Genomic DNA, 18255 nt, shown 5'->3' with positions numbered 1-18255 from the left:
GGACAACGACTGGGGCCGCGGGCCGGTGAACGAGATGAAGGCGCCGCTGGGCAGCCGGCCCGCCGGTGGCCTCGCCCGTTTGTGTCGAGAGCGGTGGTCGGGGGACCATCAGGAGACCATGGGCAAGCAGAATCGTCGACGTCGCACCGGACGCAAAGCCGTACCCGTGGCGGCGCTCGACGACTTGTCCGGGGATCCGGACGGCATTGCCGAGCAGATCATTGCTGCGGCAGTGCGGGGCGCGGGCGAATTCGTCGGGCCGGTGACTGTTACCGACGAGCTCGCCGCAGGGGTCGAAATGGCAGGTCGGCGGCTCATCACCCACGCCGGTGAGCTCGGCTGGCTGCCCGCGGACATCAATCAGGCCGCGCGCCGACGCCTCGACGAGTTCGCGGTGGGGTATCTGCTGGATCTGATGGCGGCCCATCATCCCGACGCGCGGTGGGACGCAGAGCTCGACGAGCTCGATGTCTCCGTCTGGTGGACGACTCCCCACCTGCGGGCATGGGCCGACCGTGCCTTGCTCACCGGCGGCGAGGCGCTGACAACGGCGATCGAAGCGCTCGCGCTGTTGCCGCGACTGCCGAAGCTCGAATCGTCCGGGCCGGTCCGGCCTCGGCACGGTGTGGACGAGAAAGTGCTCGGCCGGGTGCGTGGTCTGCTCGCCAAGGCCGAATCCACCTCGTTCCCCGACGAGGCCGAGACGCTGTCGGCCAAGGCGCAGGAGCTGATGACCAAGTACGCCATCGATCACCTGCTGCTCGAGCCGTCGAGCGATCTCCCCGCCACCCGCCGCATCTGGCTCGACACCCCCTACACCGATGCCAAAGCCCTGCTCATCGACCGGGTGGCGCACGCCAATCGCTGCCGCGCCATTTTCGCCGCCGAATGGGGTTTCGTCACCGTGGTCGGCGACGACACCGACCTCGACCTCGTCGAGCTCCTGTCCACCTCCCTGCTGGTCCAGGCCACCCGCACGATGATCGACACCGCCGACACCGGCGAATCCCGTTCCCGCCACTACCGCAAAGCCTTTCTCACCGCCTACGCCACCCGCATCGGCGAGCGCCTCACCGAGGCCACCGACACCACGATCGCCCACGCTCCGAACCACCTCCTCCCCGTCCTCGCGGCCCGGCAAGACCAGATCGACAAGGCCTTCGACACCTACTTCCCCACCGCCCGCGCGAAAGGCATCACCATCCGCAGCGCCGAAGGCTGGGCCGCAGGCACCGAAGCCGCCACCGAAGCCCGCGTCGACCCCTCCTGATCCGACAGGTAGCCGGTCGGTAAGGGTTTCGAGTTCATCTGTGCGGCGTGCCCGTCGACCCGCCCACTGGGCGGCCGCCCATGCCGCCCTCGATGACCCCATGACGGGCGGGGCAGGCCGGATTCGCTTCGCCTTCACCGGCACGACCGTGCGCGGGGACCCGGTTGGGCAGAGCTCTGCTGCGACTGATCGACGGCGCTCACGTCACCACCCACCTACGCTGGTGAGATGCGCCCGATCGTGTCCGAAGCGGAACTGGGTGGGGGCTGGGAGGTCGCGGCTCCCGCTGCCAACCCGGTTCCGGGCGCGGTGATGGGCGGTTTCCTGGAGCGCGTGGGGGCAGGCGCGCCGATGCGGGTGTGCGCGCGGCCCGAGGTGACCGTCGTGATCCAGTTCGGCGATGCTCCGCTGCGGGTCACAGCCGGCGGTGAACAGCGCCGGCTCGGCGGTGTGGTCGCCGGACTGGCGCCGATGCCCCAGCAGGTGACGGCCGACCGCATCGAATGCCTGGAGATACGCCTGTCGCCCCTGTCCACGCGCACGCTGCTGGGCGTCGCTCCCTCCGAATTGCGCGGCGAGATGGTCGATCTAGACGCGGTGTGGGGACGCGCGGCAACCCTGCTGCGCGAGCAACTGTCCGAAACATCTACCTGGGCAGCGCGATTCACCGTCCTGACGACATTCCTCGCCCACCGCGAACCAGTCGGCGCCGCCGACCCCGAGGTAGCGGCATGCTGGGACCGTATCGTCGCCACCGGTGGCCGGGTACGGGTACAGGAGCTGGCCGAGTGGACCGGGTGGAGCCGGCAACGACTGTGGTCCCGATTCACCGCACAAGTAGGTGTCGCCCCCAAGCAGGCCGCGAAGATAGTGCGATTCCGGCGCGCACTGGATCGCCTCGCCGCCGGGCAGCCCGTGGCAGACGTAGCCGCGATCTGTGGCTACGCCGATCAGCCCCACCTCCATCGCGAGATCGTCGCTCTCGCCGGCACCACGCCGCGCACTCTCACCCACTGATCGACCGCGCACACACCGCCACCCGGCGTCGTCTCCCACGACATCCCCGGGTCCGCCACCCCATCGCACACACCAGCGCGCCAACGCATCGACGCACCCCGCCCCCAGAGCGGACATTCGTTCAAGACCTACCCGGGGGCACCGCGCGACAGTTGACCCATGACGCTCCCTCTCGACATTCGGATTCGCGCGATCGAACAGCGGGTTGCCGGCGCACACGGTCCGACCATGACCGAGCACCCACCCGACACCCACCCGATCCCCTGACGATCACCGACCGAATCCGTCCCAGAAGGGCCGAACCATGCGCAAACACGACCCCATCACCACCGCGAAAACCCTCGCCCAGTTCGACTTCCGCGAACTGGCCCCGTTCAACACCGGAGCGTTCTGCATGTATCACGGCGCCGAACTCCCCGGCTCCGACTGGGAACTGCACCCCGACACCGACGAATTCCTGATGGTCCTGCACGGCAGCGTCACCGTGGAGATTCTCACCGACGACAGCAGTCACCGAAACCGGCTCACCGCAGGACAATTCGTCGTCGTGCCGAAGGGCCACTGGCATCGCCACCTCGACATCGACAATGTCGTGGAGCTGTTCTACACCCCGGGCGAGACGATCGAATCCACCGCCGACGACCCCAGGCTCGGCTGACCTACAGCGACCCGATCCAGTTGCGCAGCAACTGAGCACCCGCGTCGCCGGACTTCTCCGGGTGGAACTGGGTGGCCGCGAGCGGGCCGTTCTCGACGGCGGCGAGGAACGGCACACCGTGCTCGGCCCAGGTGAGTTTGGGTGGCGGAATGTGGTCGGCCTCGGGCAGTTCCCACTGCTGGGCCGCGTAGGAGTGGACGAAGTAGAAGCGGGTGTCGGCGTCCATGCCGGCGAACAGGGTGCTGTCGGCGGGTGCTTTCACCGTGTTCCAGCCCATGTGCGGGAGGACGGGGGCCTCGAGCCCCGCGACCGTGCCCGGCCATTCACCACAGCCCTCGGTCTCCACGCCGAACTCGACACCTCGGTCGAACATGATCTGCATGCCGACGCAGATACCGAGCACCGGGCGTCCACCGGCCAGCCGCTGCCCGATGATGCGCTCACCGCGCACCGCGCGCAGCCCGGCCATGCACGCCGCGAACGCGCCGACACCGGGGACGACGAGCCCGTCGGCCGCCAACGCGGCGGTCGGGTCGGCGGTGACCTCCACCTGGGCACCGGCTCGCACCAGGGCGCGTTCGGCGGAGTGCAGGTTGCCGGAGCCGTAGTCCAGCAGCACGACGGATTTCACAGCACACCTTTCGTGGACGGCACACCGCTCACACGGGGGTCGATCTCGACGGCCGCGCGCAAAGCCCGTGCGACAGCCTTGAATTCGGCCTCGGTGATGTGGTGCTGGTCGCGCCCGTAGAGCACCCGGACGTGCAGGGCGATCCGTGCGTTCTGCGCGATCGATTCGAACACGTGCTTGTTGAGCACCGTCGAGTACGACGCACCGGGGCCCGCGCTCGGAATGATGGTGTGCACCAGGTGTTCCGGCTCACCGGTGAACACGCAGTACGGTCGGCCCGACACGTCGACGGCGGCGTGGGCGAGGGTCTCGTCCATGGGGATGAAGGCGTCGCCGAACCGGCGGATGCCCTTCTTGTCGCCCAGCGCCTGCCCGAGGGCCTGCCCGAACACGATGGCGGTGTCCTCGACGGTGTGGTGTGCCTCGATCTCGATATCGCCTTCGGCGCGCACCACCAGGTCGAACCCGGCGTGGGCGCCGAGGGCGGTGAGCATGTGGTCGTAGAACGGCACACCGGTGGAGATCTCGGTCTTGCCGCTGCCGTCGAGGTTCAGCTCCACCAGGATCGAGGATTCCTTGGTGACCCGTTCCACCCGCGCTGTTCTGCTCATGGTCTGTTTCTCCACGCTTTTAGTGAGTGAGGTCGGTGGCGGCGATGTCGCGGCTCACGCGCAGGAACTCGTCGTTCTCGGCGGCGAGCCCGATAGTGGCGCGCAGGTAGCCGGGAATGCCGACATCGCGGATGAGTACCCCGGCGTCGAGGTAGTGCTGCCAGGCGCGGGCCGCGTCGGTGAACCGGCCGAACAGTACGAAATTGGCGTCGCTGGGGATCACCTGGAACCCGAACGAGGCGAGCGCCGCGGCGACCCGATCGCGCTGGGAGGCCAATTCGGCCACGCTGGCGAGGGTTTCGTCGGCGTGGCGCAGGGCGGCGCGGGCGGCGGCCTGGGTGACCACCGACAGGTGATACGGCAGCCGGACGAGCAGGATCGCGTCGATCACGGCGGGTGAGGCCGCCAGGTAACCGAGGCGCCCGCCCGCGAAGGCGAACGCCTTGCTCATCGTGCGGGTGACGACGAGCTTGGTCGGGTACCGGTCGATCAGGGCTATCGCGCTCGGCGCGGCCGAGAACTCCCCGTACGCCTCGTCCACCACGACGATCCCCGGTGCGGCGTCGAGCACACGCTCGAGGTCGTCGATCGGGACGCTGTGCCCGGTCGGGTTGTTCGGGCTGGTCACGAACACCACGTCGGGGCGGCGTTCGGCGATCTGCGCGACGGCGTAGTCGATGTCGAGGGAGAAGTCGCTGCCGCGCGCGGCCTCGAGCCATTCGGTGTCGATGCCCTCGGAGATGATCGGGTGCATCGAGTACGACGGCACGAAACCCAGCGCGCTGCGGCCCGGTCCGCCGAAGGCCTGCAACAGCTGCTGCAGGATCTCGTTGGACCCGTTGGCCGCCCACACATTGCTGGTATCGACGGCGACGCCGGTCTGGCGGGTCAGGTACTCGGCCAGGTCGTGGCGCAACGCGACCGCGTCCCGATCCGGGTAGCGGTGCAGGTCGGCGGCGGCGGCCCGCACCGACTCGGCGACATCGTCGACGAGCGCACGACTCGGCGGGTGCGGGTTCTCGTTGGTGTTGAGCTGCACCGGCACCGTCAATTGCGGTGCGCCGTACGGGGATTTGCCACGCAGGTTGTCGCGCAGCGGCAGCTGGTCGAGGGTCGCCGAGGCGCCGGGCACAGTCGGGGTGCTCATACCGTCACCCCGCAGGTGCTCGACGCACGAACCACACGCAAGTCGGTCACCACAGCGCCTCGAATCGCGCCTGCACAGCCTGACCGTGCGCGGGCAGGTCTTCGGCATTCGCCAGCGCCACCACGTGTCCGGCGACTTCCTCGAGCGCCGCCTCGGTGTACTCCACGATGTGGATGCCACGCAGGAAGGTCTGCACGCTCAACCCCGAGGAGTGCCGGGCGCAGCCCGCGGTCGGCAGCACGTGATTGGATCCGGCGCAGTAGTCGCCGAGACTCACCGGCGCCCACGGTCCGACGAAGATCGCGCCAGCGCTGCGCACCCGCGCGGCCACGGCCGACGCGTCGGCGGTCTGGATCTCGAGGTGTTCGGCGGCGTAGGCGTCGACCACCCGAAGGCCCTGGGCGATGTCGTCGACGAGCACGATCCCGGACTGCTTGCCGCTCAACGCTTCCCGTACCCGGTCGTGGTGCTTCACCACGGCCAGCTGGGCATTCACGGCGGCGTCGACCGCGTCGGCGAGGGCGACGGAATCGGTGACGAGCACGCTGGCGGCGAGCACATCGTGCTCGGCCTGGCTGATGAGGTCGGCGGCCACGTGCACCGGGTCGGCGGTGGCGTCGGCCAGCACGGCGATCTCGGTGGGGCCCGCCTCGGCGTCGATACCGACCAGGCCTCGGCACAGCCGCTTGGCGGCGGTGACATAGATATTGCCCGGGCCGGTGATGAGGTCGACCGGCTCCAGCGCGGCGCCGTCGGTATCGGTGCCACCGTAGGACAGCAGCGCCACGGCCTGCGCGCCACCGACGGCCCACACCTCGTCGACACCGAGCAGCGCGGCGGCCGCCAGGATCGTCGGGTGCGGCAGCCCACCGAACTGCGCCTGCGGCGGCGAGGACACCACCAGCGATTCCACGCCCGCGGCCTGCGCCGGGACGACGTTCATCACGACCGAGGACGGGTACACCGCGTTACCACCGGGCACGTACAGGCCGACCCGTTCGACCGGCACCCACTTCTCGGTGACGGTGCCGCCGGGCACCACCTCGGTGACCGAGTCGGTGCGGCGCTGATCGGCGTGCACCTTCCTGGTCCGCTCGATGGCGACCTCGAGCGCGGCGCGCACGGCCGGGTCGAGGGCGTCGAGGGCTTTGCCCAGCTCGGCGACCGGCACCCGGACCGCGCTGGGGCGGACACCGTCGAACTTCTCGCTGTAGTCCAGCGCGGCTTCGGCGCCCCGGTCGCGGATGTCTTCGACGACCGGCCGCACATGATGCAGCACCGAGTCGACGTCGACCCCTCCACGCGGCAGCGCGGTGCGCAGCTCGGCGGCGGAGGGAGTACGACCGCGCAGATCGACGCGGGCGAGCTCGATGCGGGGAGTCATATCGGAGTGCGGTCCTGTTCTGTGCGTGGCATCAGGTCAGGTACCAGCCTAATGGGCGGCAACCACCGGTTTTCCGGCACATCCTCCTCGCGCGCCGATCCGCCCGTGCGCATCGGGCGGACCAGCGGTTTTCGGCGGGTGATCTAGCGGGTGTCGCCGTCGATGCGCAGGTTGCCGTTGTAGTTCACCACGCGCATGACCATGGACTTGGTCTGGCCGTCGATGGTGATGCTGGCCAGGCGCATATCGGTCGAGCCGTCGGCGTTGTTGCCGCTGACGGCGGTGATGCTGGTGAAGCTGGTGATGACGCGCGAGTTCCAGTACTGCCGGAATTCGGCCTCGCTGCCGTACACCTGCTGCGCGGCGGGCGTGAGCATCGACCACGACCCGGCGGGATCGCTGAAGAAGTTCTCCACCAGCAGCCCGGCCGACCCGATGTTCACGGTGCCGGTATTGGGTGCCTGACCCAGTGCGGGGATGGCCGAGGTCGTCGTCGGCGCGACAGCGGCCTGTGCCGTCGTCGTCGAATTCGCCTGCACCTGAGGCGAATCGGAGTCCGATCCACTCATGGCACTGATCGCGACGGCGATCGCGGCGATCACCGCACCGACACCCGAGCCGATCAGCACCGCACGGCCCTTGCCCGACTGCTTGCGGGGCGCGGGGGCGGGCTGGGCCTGGGTGGGCGGATGCGCGGCGGTGTCGTAGCGCGGCTGCGGGCGCGGCTGCGAACGGATCTGGCGGGTCGCCGCGCTGGACGCACCCGCGTGCGAGGCACGCCTGCCACCGGACTGCCGGATCACCTGCGTGGTGGCGGCCGAATTGCGGCGGCCGTACGCCTCGCTGGCGGGGACGAATCCGGCGGGTACCGCGTCGGCGTCGTCGGCGAAGGCGGCCAGCGCGTCGCGGGCCTCGGTCATCGTCGGACGATCGAGCGGTTCGGGGTTGAGCAGGTCGAGCAGGAAATCGGTGGCCGGACCGGCATTGTGCGGTTCGCGCACCTGGCCGTTGGCGGCCGCGTAGAGCACGGCGAGCGGGTTGGCGTTGGCGCCGTAGGGCGGTTCGCCTTCCAGCGCGTGGAACAGGGTGGCGCCGAGGGCGAACACGTCGGCGGCCGGTGTGGGGTCGGCGCCGCGCGCCACCTCGGGTGCCAGGTACGCGGCGGTGCCGCAGATGAGGCCGGTCTCGGTGAGTGTCACATCGCCCGCGGCCCGCGAGATGCCGAAGTCGGTGATTTTCACCTCACCGTGCTCGCCGAGCAGGATGTTGCCCGGCTTCACGTCGCGGTGCACGAGCCCGGCCTGGTGGGCGGCGATCAGCGAGGACGCCACCTGCTCACCGATGCGGGCCACCTCGAGCAGCGGCAGCGGACCCTTCTGGCCCAGTTCCGCGGCGAGGCTCACCGACTTCAGGTACTCCATCACCAGGCACGGATCACCGTTGTGCTCGGTGATGTCGAAAACGACGATGGCATTGGGATGCTGGAAGCGTGCCGCGTTGCGAGCTTCGCGAATCGCACGCTGGCGCAGCACATCTCGCTCGGCCTCGGGCAGGCTCGGCTTGATGTGGATCTGCTTCACCGCAACCGAGCGTTGGAGGCGTTCGTCGACAGCGCGCCATACAACGCCTGTGCCGCCGCTACCAATACGCTCGACCAGGCGGTAATGCTCCGCGATCTTCTGACCGGTATCGATGGCGCCTACTCCGAACCTTCTCGAAATTGTGACATCCCGCGTATTGACCATGGGTATGGCCCGCCGACGAGTGTAGCTCGACTGGTGGTGACCGCGTGCGGCAGCGGGGGGATTGCACGCCTGCGGAGAGTGAGATGGCTCATCGTGTCACACGAAGCATCCTGCCCGCCGACTCGACCGCCGGTCCGGAGCTGCCCGCGTCGGCGACGAACACCGCGAAGGCGAGGTCGCCGCGGATTCCGACGAACCACCCGTGTGCGTGTTCGTCGTCGAGGTACTCGGCGGTGCCGGTCTTGCCGAGCAGGCCGGGGATGTCGCGCAGGGCGGTGGCGGTTCCGGCGCTCACGGTCTCGGCCATCATGGCTTCCACCTGCGATGTCACCGCGGCGGGTACCGGTTCGGTCCGGCGATCGGCGGTGCCCGGACGGCCCACGATCACCGAGGGAGTCGGTGCGGTTCCATGGGCGAGCGAGGCGGCGACGAGCGCCATCCCGAACGGTGACGCGGTGACCGTGCCCTGTCCGATGCTCGCCTCCACCTGCTGCGCCGGATTCTGCGCGGCGGGAACTTTCCCGGTGACTGTCGTCAAGCCGGGTGTCACATAGTCCACGCCGAGACCGAGTTGGGCGGCCGCCTGGGTGAGACCGTCGGCGGGCAGGCGCACCCCGAGCTGCGCCATCGTCGTATTGCAGGACCGGGCGAAGGCGGTGTGCAGCGGCACGTCACCGAGGTCGAAACCGTCGTCGTTGGGGATGGTTCGGCCCTCGATGGTGGCGCGGCCGGGGCACGGCAGCACGGTGTCGGCGGTGGCGCCGCCCGCCTGCAACGCGGCCGACACGGTGACGGTCTTGAACGTCGAACCGGGCGGGTAGAGCCCGGTGAGCGCGATGGGGCCCTGCGCGTCGGCGGGTGCGTTCTGCGCGACGGCGAGCACCTCGCCCGTCGAGGGCCGCAGCGCCACGATGGCGGCGGGCGTCGGTACGGGCGCCAGCGCGCCTTCGGCGGCGTTCTGCAGGTCGATGTCGAGGGTGGTGGCGATGTCGGTGGTCGCGGTGGCGTCGGGACCGGCGATGCGCTGGGTCCCCGAGGGGGTGTGGGCGCGTACCGCCCAGCCCGCCGCGTCGTCGGCCTGGTGCTGCCACAGTTCGGTCAGTCCGGCCAGAGTCGGTGCCGCGAGGGTCTTGTCGACGGTCAGCAGCCTCGGCTGGGGTGCGAGGGTCACACCGCGCAGCCCGGTCAGCGTGTCACGGACCGGTGCGATATCGGCCTCGCGCAGGGCGACCGCGGTGATCGGTTTGCCTTGGGCCGCAGCGAGATCAGCGCTCAAGGTGGCCTCGGTGACGCCGTGCGGCGCGAGCGCGGCGGCCACGGCGGGCAGGTCGGCGTCCGGTGCGACGGTCACCAGGGTCACCACCTGCTCGGTCATCAGCTCACCACCGCTCGCGTCGAGTACGCGGGCGGGTTTCGGCGGTACGGGGCTGTAGCTGAGCGGGCCGAGGTCGAGGCCGGGCGCCACGGTGGCAGGGTTCCAATCGATCGTCCAGTCGTTCTCGTCGGCCGTTCCGGTGCTGGTGTAGGTCCATTCGTCCTGGCCGCCCGTGCCGAGCTTCCAGGTGGATTCGAGGGTGAAGCTCGCCTCGTCGGTGGCGCTCACCCGCACGGTGTCGTTCTTGCCGAGGTTCTCGAACAGGGTGGTGAGGGCCGGGCGGGCCTGGTCGGGCGCGTCGGTGAGGGCCGCGGCGGCGGCCGCGTCACCGCTGCTCAGGGCCTTCGCGAAGGCCTCGGCGACGGTCTGCGGCTGGTCCGGTCCGGACGAGCACGCGACCGGCACGACAGCGAGCGCGACGAGCAGGACCGATGCCTTGCGGGGTATGCGCACCGGTCCGAGGGTAGCCGGATCCGCGGCACGCGTGGTGATCTCGCTCTCACCACCAGCCGGTGACGCCGGCGATCTGGCGGCCGAGTTCGGGGGCGAGTGATCGGGCGTAGCTGGCGGTGAGGTGGTGTTCGTCGCGATAGATCAGCACATTGCCCTCGACGACCCGGCAGCGTTGCGGGCGGCACACGGCGTCGGAGAGATCGAGCAGGTAGATGTTCGGGTAGCCGGCGGCCGGTGCGGCGGCCGGGTCGACGGCGTCGAGTGCCTCGCCGCGGTCCATCCCGCAACTGTCGGGATCGCCGCGATGGGCCAGACAGTCCGGGGCCCGGTAGAACACACCGTCGCGTCGCAGCCGCGGCGTGTCGCGCAGGGCGAGCACATTGAGCCCACGATCCTGCAGCGCCGACCACACCTCGAGGTATTCGCCGGGCACCTCGTCGCCCGGTGCGTCCTGGCGGTAGCGGGTCGACAGGGTGACCACCCAGTCCGGTTGCTCCGCGGCCAGCCGGTCGAGCACTTCCACCGACCACTCGTGACATTCGGGGAACGGCCATTCGGCGTAGGACGGCTCGTCGACCAGCACCAGCGGGCACCCCTCCTTGAGGTAGGACACCACCCGGAAACCGTGTTCGGCGCCGAGCACCTCGAGTGCGGGCAACCAGTGTTCGGAATGCGAGCCGCCGACGAGCGCGATCGAGCGGGCGGCGTCGGGATCGCCGTAGACGCAGGTGCGGACCTCGCGGTTGGGCGTGATGCACCCGTCGGTGGTCGGCGACGGGGTGTCGACGTGACCTTCGAACACGGTGGGCCGCATCGGCGCCTTGGGGAATTCGGCGCCGGAGAGCAGCGCGGTTGCTCCCGGGTAGCGCAGGCTGTCGAGGTTTTCCGGTGGCACGGCCGGGTTGGCGAGCAGCACCATCTGCCAGCCGAGGGCCGAGGCGAGCACGGCGACGGTGAGCGCCCCGACGAGCGTCGCGGTGGCCCGGTGCGGCGGTGTCTGCTGACCGCGCGGCCCCATCCGCAGGGGTGCCTCGATCCAGCGCGCGGTGGCGTAGGCGGGGATCAGCGAGACACCGATCACCACCAGCCCGTCGACGACACCGGCGTCGGTCCGCCCGGTCTCGCCCAGGTAGAAGATGAGAATCGGCCAGTGCCACAGGTACAGCGGGTAGGCCATCGCGCCCAGTTCGGTGCACACACGTCCCGACAGCAGCCGGGTCGCGGTCCCCGGTGTCGTGCCCGATCCGAATCCGGCGGCGATCACCAGGCAGGCGGCGGTCACCGGCCACAGGGCGGCGACGCCGGGAAACTGGGTGGCGCCGTCGAAGAGCGGACCGCACGCCAACACCATGAGGAGCCCGACCGCAGCCGCCACGCCGCGCAGCCGCGACGGCAGCCGCAGCCAGGGCGCGGCGACGGCGAGTACAGCGCCCGCGAGCAGTTCCCATCCGCGCGCGAGGGTGTCGTAATAGGTCCAGGCCTGATGGTGGCCGGTGCCCGCCGTGGCGTACCAGAACGAGAGCAGCCCGATTCCGGTCAGCGCGGCGATGAGCGTCGCGCGGTCGGCCCTGCCCCGACGGCGCAACCACGCCCAACCGGCCAGGAGCGCGAAGATCACCAGATAGAACTGTCCCTGCACCGACATCGACCACAGGTGTTGTAGCGGGCTCACGGTCGGGTCGGGCGCGGTGTAGTCGAGTTCGGCGACGGCCAGATACCAGTTCTGGACGTAGAACATCGAGGCGAGAGTCTGCGCGGCGGTTTCGCCGAGCAGGGTGTAGGGCCGCAGGGTGATCGTCGCGACCGCGATCGCCGCGAGCACGACGACCAGCGCGGGGGTGAGTCTGCGCGAGGTCCGGCGCGCGGTCTCGGTGGCGGCCACCCGGCCGCTGCGTTCCACCCCGCGCACGATCGCGCCGGTGAAGAAGAAACCCGAGAGAACGAGGAACACGTCGACGCCACCGGAGACCCGGCCCGCCCACACGTGGAACGCCACGACCAGCGCGATCGCCACGCCGCGCAGCCCGTCCAGGTCCGACCGCCAGCCGGGCCGGGCAGCGGCCCGGCTCGAACGGACCCCCTGCTCCGGCTGACCCGGCAACGCGACATGAACCTTCGGCACGAACGACCCCACTGATTCGGACCCCACCGCAGCGATCGGGGTTTGTTTCCCGGCAAGTAACCATCAATTTGCCGTAGCGACACGGTGGAAGCAAACTGCCGAGCCGTGTCGGTGGGGACCGAAATCAGCTCAGGTGGTGCGCCATGGTGTGGTGACGAGCATGTCCGCGTCGGCGGGTTCCAATTCGATGTCGAAGACGTCGGTCAGCACCTTCGGCAGGTCGGCGGGATCGATCTCGCGGCTTTCGCCGGTGCCGTCGGGGTATTCGGTCAGCAGGGTGAGGTCGTCGAGCACGTGGTGCACGTCGGGCCGGAAGCGCTGCAGGAAGGGGCGGGTGGTGAACGGTGAGTGTGGCGAGGTCGACACGAAGTGGTTGCCTACCGCGAAGTCGATGCGGTACTGCGGGTTCTCGGTGAAGCTGTAGCGGTCGATCCAGCCGTCACGGCCGAACTGGTAGAGCACCCACAGGTTGTCGCGGTGCTCGAGCCGGAAGCGCCAGTCCCCCATCGTGAATTCGCCCGCGCTGTCGGCCAATTCGAACGGTGCGAGCGGACCGGCACCGAACCCGACATCGCAGATCCAGACCCGGTCGTCGTCGGGGGCGGTGACGCGGAGCAGGGCGTGGGTGGCGGGCCGGATCGCCCCGGTGGCCAGCGAGCCGAAGGTCACCCGGCCGCTCAGGCCACGCACCTCGAAGCCGAGGCGTTCCAGCGCGGCGGCGAAGAGACCGGCGTTCTCGTAGCAGTATCCGCCGCGAGCGCGCCGGACCAGTTTGTCCTGCAGGGATTTCAGATCGAGCGGGATGCCGCGGCCGAGGATGATCTCGAGGTTTTCGAAGGGGATGGTGGTGGTGTGGGCGCGTACGAGGGTGCGCAGGGTGTCGAGCGAGGCGATGCGCGGTCCGTCATAGCCGATCCGGGCCAGATAGGCGTCCAGATCGAGCTCCTCGCCCAACCAGCGTTCGTCACGTCCCACGGCCTCGGTCATCGCATCCTCGTTTCGATCGGCGTCTGCTTCGCACAACCGAGCCTCGCCACGGGTTGTTCCCACACAGCACACGGTCCCCGTCGCCCAGGTAACCGAGGGCGTCGGGGACCGTGGCACCCGCGTGTCGGGCGCGGGTGGCGGCGGGCGACGTCAGCGCAGGGCTACCTCCGAGCCGCGGTGCAGCTGTACCGGCGCGGTTTTGCTCGCGGTGTCGGCATTGATCCCCTTGGCGGCCGGATTCGCCTGCTCGAGTTGAGGTTTGCGGTCGAGCAGGGTCTTGGTGAGGACACAGGCGAGGTTCGCGTCGAGGTCGTCGCGGACCACGAGCAGGTTGGGCACGACCACGGTCGGCACGTCGGCACTGAGGCCGTAGGTGGCGGCCGGGATCGAGCCCGCCTCGTAGACGGGGTTGATCTCCTTCAGCTTCGGCAGCGCCCCGGTGATGTCGAGGAACCGGACCTTGTCCTTCGCGGTGGTGAACAGGTCGGTGATGCCGGGCGTCGGCAGGCCGCCCGACCAGAACATGGCGTCGATCGAGCCGTCCTCGAGACCGTCGACGGTCTTGGTGAGGTCGAGGCGCTGGGCGGAGATGTCGGTGTCGGGGTTGAGACCCGAAGCCTGCAGCACGCGCTGGGCGATCACCTCGGTGCCCGATTTGGGCGAGCCGGTGGAGACCCGCTTGCCCCGCAGGTCGGCCAGGGAATTGATGCCGGCATCCGCGCGCACGATCACCTGGGTGTAGTTGTCGTAGAGCCGGGCCAGCGCGCGCACCGGCTGGACGCTGGTGAAGCTGCCCTTGCCCTGCACGGCGTCGGCGGCGGAGTCGGCCAGCGAGAAGCCGACCTGGTAGGTGCCGCCGACCACCTGCTGGATGTTCTGCACCGAGGCACCGGTCTCGGCCGCGGTGGCCTTGACCTTGCCGTCGGTGGCCGCCGAGATCTGTTCGGCGTAGGCGTTGCCGAGTGCGAAGTACACGCCCGTCGCGTTGCCGGTGGCGATGCCGATCCTGGTGTCCTGCTTCACTTCACAGCTCACCTCACCGCCGCTGTCGGCCGTCGGCGAGTCCTGCCTGCCACCGCAGCCCGTGAGCAGGGCGGCGGCGGTGCTCGCCGCGACAACGATGCCAAGTGTTCTGATCATGACGACCTCTCTCCTCGACGGCGGCGCCGCCTGCTGACCGATCACGGTGTGCCCGTGGCTTTTCGATGACGCACGTGTTCGGCGACCCCCGCCGCCGCGACGACGGCGAGCACACCGAGCCCGATCGCCGTCGCCGTCGGATGCGGGTACAGCAGCGTGAGACCGGCGGCGCCAGCGAGCACGCGCGGTACCGCCCCCACCGCTCCGATGCCGAGGATCCAGCCACCGGTCGCGGCCGCCAGCGCCGCGACGCCAACGCACGCGGCCGCGGTCACCCACAGCACGTCGAGCAGCGCACCACGGCCGAGCAGGTGCTGCCCGGAGTCGGTGAGCACGAACATCAGCGGTACGAGGAAGGCGGGCAGCGCGTAGCGCAGCGCCGACCACATGGTCGGCATGGCCTTCGCGCCGGTGACGGCGGCGGCGCCGACGGCGGCGAGCGCGGTCGGCGGGGTCACCTCCGAGAGCACCGAGAAGTAGAAGACGAACATGGCGGCGGCAGGCGCGGCGACGTGCAGGTCGAGCAGGGCGGGACCGATGATGACCCAGCCGATCACGAACGACGCCGTCACCGGTACCGCGAGACCGAGCAGCGACAACGCGATCGCGGCGAGCAGCGCGGTGGTGGCGAGCACGACGGCGGGGTCGTCGGAGAGCACCGAACCTGCCCGCACCAGCAGCGAGGCCAGCTGGGCGCCGAGGCCGGTCTTGGTGGTCATCGCGGTGATCACACCCGCCGCGGCGCACACGGCGACGACCGGCAGTGCCGAGCGCATCCCGAGCGAGAGCGCGCGCAGGGCTTCGAAGACGAACCGCTGCGGTACTTTTCGCGTCCATCGGCCAGTTCGAGAAGCCTGCTTTGTCGTCGTCGCGCCGGGCGAGGCGTCGTCAGTCGACGGGTCGCCTGTCGACGTGCCGAGTGCCGACTCGCCGACGGCCGATGTGCCGTCGGTCGACGATTCGCCGGTCGACGACGCGGGTCCGGTCGCGTCGCGAGCTCGCAGCATCCGATCCGGCACGGCCAGGATCAAGGCGAGCGCCGTGGCGTAGACGACGGCACGAGTCGCGCTCGCTCCCGCGAGCAGCAGGACAACGATGACGATCAGCGACGAGAAGTGATATCCGAAGCGCCCCAGCAGTTTCCACCACGGCGTCGGCAGCGGGGTGTCGGCGAGGTCGGCCGGGGCGCGTCCCTCCGCGTGGATGCGGCGGGCGTCGATCTCCACCGACAGCAGGATGCCGAGGTAGTACAGCAGGGTCGGGATGAGCGCCCAGCCGAGGACGGTCACATACGACACGTCGAGGTACTCGGCGACGATGAACGCCGCCACGCCGAGCGTCGGCGGAGACAGGATCGCGCCCACACCGGCCGCCGCGAGCATGCCGCCCGCCTGTTCCGGTCGATAGCCTGCCCGCTTCAGAATCGGCCAGGTGACAGCGCCGGTACTCACCGCCGTCGCCGTACCCGAGCCCGACACGGTGCCGAGCAGAAAACCCGATGCCACGGCCGTGCGTCCGGCCGCACTGTGCGAGCGGCGGAACAGCGACACCGACAGGTCGACGAAGAACCGTGCGGCACCGGAGAATTCGAGTACCGCGCCGTACAGGGTGAACAGCACGATGTAGCTGGCCGCCACATCCAGCGGGGTCCCGTAGAACCCGCTGCCGGAGTTGTACAGCGCGTCGACGATCTGATCCAGGTCGAGCCCGGCGTGGGCGATGGCCCAGTTCTGCGGTAGCAGGCCGCCGTAGTAGCCGTAGGCGAGGAACACCAGGCACACGATCGGCAGGATGACACCGGTCGTGCGCCTGCACGCCTCGAGCACGAGGACCAGCAGCAGTCCACCCGTCGCCACATCGAGCGGGGCTAGCATGCCCTGCCGGTCGAGGAAGGCGTTGTAGCCGCCGCCCGCGTCGCCGAGGGCCAGCGGCAGGATCGGATACAGGCACACCACCACCGCGACCGCGGCGAGCACCCAGTCGAGCGGTGACGGCGCGTCCGCGCGGTCGAGCCTGCCCCACCAGGACCGGTAGCTCAGATACACCAGCGGCAACGCGATCCCGAGGAATACCACCAGGTAGTACTGACTGCCCTGGGCCAGCGGCCGGAACACCTGCCAGATCGACAGCAGCGCCACCGCGAGCGCGACGATCCCCACCAGCCTCGCCGGAGCGCCCGACAGCGTCCGCGCGGGCCGTTCCTCGTCGTCGACGCCCAGCTCAGCCGCGGTGACAACGGGTGGCGCAACGCTCATGAGCGGACGATAGCAACGGGATTCGCGCGTCGGAGCGAAACGGTGACCGGGGCGGTCTGCACAAAATGGACACTAAGCGGACCGCCGTTTCTGTCGGTGCGCCCGCCTAGGATCCGGCGCATGGTCTCGATCGATAGCGCGCAGCGGCGGGCCCGCATGGCGATCCGGCATCGCCTCGCTCCCTCGGCCCGGTCCACCGATCCGGTCGACATCGCCCGGTCGTTGGTCGTCCTGCACGCCACCGATCCGGCGACGGTGTTCCTGTCGGTCGGCGCGCGCGGTATCGACCTCGCGCCGCCGGATGTGGAGAAGGCGCTCTACGACGACCGCACCCTGCTGCGCTTGCTCGCCATGCGCCGCACCATGTTCGTCGCCCCGACCGACCTGCTCCCGATCCTGCAGGCCTCTACTTGCGACGCGCTCGCCCACAAGCAGCGCCGCACCTACGGCCGCTACCTCGAGCAGGCCGGAGTCGTCGACGGTGACGTGCAGTCCTGGCTGGGTGAGGTCGAGGCCGAGACCCATGCCGCGCTGCTCACCCGTGGCGCGGCGACCGGCGCCCAGTTGAGCAAGGACGTGCCGCGGCTGCGCACCCAGGTCGATACCGCCCCCGGCAAGTCGTATTCGAAACCGACGAGTATCACCACCTGGGTGCTGGTGATCCTCGGCGCCGAGGGCCGCATCGTGCGCGGCCGCCCCAACGGCGGCTGGACGAGCAGCCAGTACACCTGGTCCCCCATCGAAACCTGGCTCCCCCACGGCTTCGCACCGATCTCGGCCGAACAGGCCAGAACCGAACTGGTCCGCCGCTGGCTCTACACGTTCGGCCCCGCCCCGATCACCGACCTGAAATGGTGGACCGGCTGGACCCTCGGTGAGGTCCGAAAAGCCTTGGCCGCGCTGGATATCGCCGAAGTGGACCTCGGCGGCACCCCCGGCTTGCTCTTGGCCGACGACCTCGACCCGGTCCCCGACCCCGAGCCCTGGGCCGCTCTCCTGCCCGCCCTCGACCCCACCCCCATGGGCTGGCAGTCCCGCGACTGGTTCCTCGGCCCCCACGCCGCCGCCCTCTTCGACACCAACGGCAACATCGGCCCCTCCATCTGGGCCGACGGCCGCATCGTCGGCGGCTGGGCCCAACGCCCCGACGGCGAAATAGTCACCCGCCTCCTGGAAGCGGTCTCCCCCGAAACCCGAAAACTCATCGACACCGAAATCGACCGCACCACAACCTGGTTCGGCGACACCCGCGCCATCCCCCGCTTCCGCACCCCACTCCAACGCGAACTCACGGCACAGGAACACCGTTGAGCCCGAGTGGGTTCCGCTGGAGAAATTGTGGCTGAAATCTCTATCTCGCCCGAAAGTCGGGGGCGTCACTAAATTTGCCGGGCTGAAAGCCACTCGGGTTGAATCATCGAGTCCCATTGACAATTCGTTACAGATAAAAAAAGGGGGGG

At 69.7% G+C, this 18255-nt stretch carries 14 protein-coding genes; 4 read left to right on the top strand and 10 right to left on the bottom strand.

All coding sequences use genetic code 11. The annotated features are described in order from the left end of the window. The first annotated feature begins 118 nt into the window (after positions 1-118). The 3 genes from AB0I35_RS26345 to AB0I35_RS26335 all read left to right on the top strand — a co-directional run bounded on the left by AB0I35_RS26345 (position 119) and on the right by AB0I35_RS26335 (position 2945). Positions 119-1270, top strand: a complete 1152-nt coding sequence (locus AB0I35_RS26345) for a DUF2786 domain-containing protein (RefSeq protein WP_357399012.1) — start codon at positions 119-121, stop codon at positions 1268-1270. Between the two features lie 228 nt (positions 1271-1498). After that, the gene (locus AB0I35_RS26340) at positions 1499-2287 is read left to right on the top strand and encodes an AraC family transcriptional regulator (RefSeq protein WP_357399011.1); all 789 of its coding nucleotides are present in this window, start codon (positions 1499-1501) and stop codon (positions 2285-2287) included. Positions 2288-2591: 304 nt separating this feature from the next. After that, on the top strand, positions 2592-2945 hold the full coding sequence (locus AB0I35_RS26335; RefSeq protein WP_357399009.1) for a cupin domain-containing protein: 354 nt from the start codon (positions 2592-2594) through the stop codon (positions 2943-2945). Position 2946: 1 nt separating this feature from the next. On the opposite strand, the gene hisH is transcribed toward AB0I35_RS26335, so the two are convergent. The 10 genes from hisH to AB0I35_RS26285 all read right to left on the bottom strand — a co-directional run bounded on the left by hisH (position 2947) and on the right by AB0I35_RS26285 (position 16795). Then, positions 2947-3576, bottom strand: coding sequence for an imidazole glycerol phosphate synthase subunit HisH (hisH, locus tag AB0I35_RS26330; protein ID WP_357399008.1), 630 nt, complete (start codon positions 3574-3576; stop codon positions 2947-2949). After that, positions 3573-4187 carry an imidazoleglycerol-phosphate dehydratase HisB gene (gene hisB / locus AB0I35_RS26325; RefSeq protein WP_157105161.1) on the bottom strand — a complete coding sequence of 205 codons (615 nt, stop codon included), beginning with the start codon at positions 4185-4187 and terminating at the stop codon, positions 3573-3575. The genes hisH and hisB overlap by 4 nt, the downstream gene beginning before the upstream one ends. 19 nt (positions 4188-4206) lie before the next feature. Further along, positions 4207-5334 (bottom strand): histidinol-phosphate transaminase, encoded by a 1128-nt coding sequence (locus AB0I35_RS26320; RefSeq protein WP_357399006.1) that lies wholly within the window; start codon positions 5332-5334, stop codon positions 4207-4209. A 46-nt stretch (positions 5335-5380) separates the two neighbouring features. Next, positions 5381-6718 (bottom strand): histidinol dehydrogenase, encoded by a 1338-nt coding sequence (gene hisD / locus AB0I35_RS26315; protein ID WP_357399005.1) that lies wholly within the window; start codon positions 6716-6718, stop codon positions 5381-5383. A gap of 143 nt (positions 6719-6861) precedes the next feature. Then, complete coding sequence (locus tag AB0I35_RS26310; RefSeq protein ID WP_357399003.1) at positions 6862-8463, bottom strand: serine/threonine-protein kinase; 1602 nt, start codon at positions 8461-8463, stop codon at positions 6862-6864. An 88-nt stretch (positions 8464-8551) separates the two neighbouring features. Beyond that, complete coding sequence (locus AB0I35_RS26305) at positions 8552-10291, bottom strand: penicillin-binding transpeptidase domain-containing protein (protein ID WP_357399002.1); 1740 nt, start codon at positions 10289-10291, stop codon at positions 8552-8554. Between the two features lie 46 nt (positions 10292-10337). Beyond that, complete coding sequence (locus AB0I35_RS26300) at positions 10338-12413, bottom strand: acyltransferase family protein (RefSeq protein WP_357399001.1); 2076 nt, start codon at positions 12411-12413, stop codon at positions 10338-10340. A gap of 129 nt (positions 12414-12542) precedes the next feature. Continuing rightward, entirely contained in the window at positions 12543-13400 is an 858-nt protein-coding gene (locus tag AB0I35_RS26295; RefSeq protein ID WP_357398999.1) for an arylamine N-acetyltransferase, read from the bottom strand. Positions 13401-13550: 150 nt separating this feature from the next. After that, positions 13551-14540: a TAXI family TRAP transporter solute-binding subunit gene (locus AB0I35_RS26290; protein WP_357398998.1), complete on the bottom strand. Its 990-nt coding sequence runs from the start codon at positions 14538-14540 to the stop codon at positions 13551-13553. A 41-nt stretch (positions 14541-14581) separates the two neighbouring features. Next, positions 14582-16795: a TRAP transporter fused permease subunit gene (locus AB0I35_RS26285; protein WP_357398997.1), complete on the bottom strand. Its 2214-nt coding sequence runs from the start codon at positions 16793-16795 to the stop codon at positions 14582-14584. A 120-nt stretch (positions 16796-16915) separates the two neighbouring features. Between AB0I35_RS26285 and AB0I35_RS26280 the strand changes: the two genes are divergently transcribed. Continuing rightward, entirely contained in the window at positions 16916-18106 is a 1191-nt protein-coding gene (locus AB0I35_RS26280; RefSeq protein WP_357398996.1) for a winged helix DNA-binding domain-containing protein, read from the top strand. Positions 18107-18255 lie beyond the last annotated feature (149 nt).

The organism is Nocardia sp. NPDC050378 (assembly GCF_040655675.1).
In the GTDB taxonomy this organism is placed as follows: domain Bacteria; phylum Actinomycetota; class Actinomycetes; order Mycobacteriales; family Mycobacteriaceae; genus Nocardia; species Nocardia coubleae.
The sequence above is the reverse complement of the archived record's forward strand: the minus strand, read 5'-3'. Positions and strand labels throughout refer to the sequence as shown.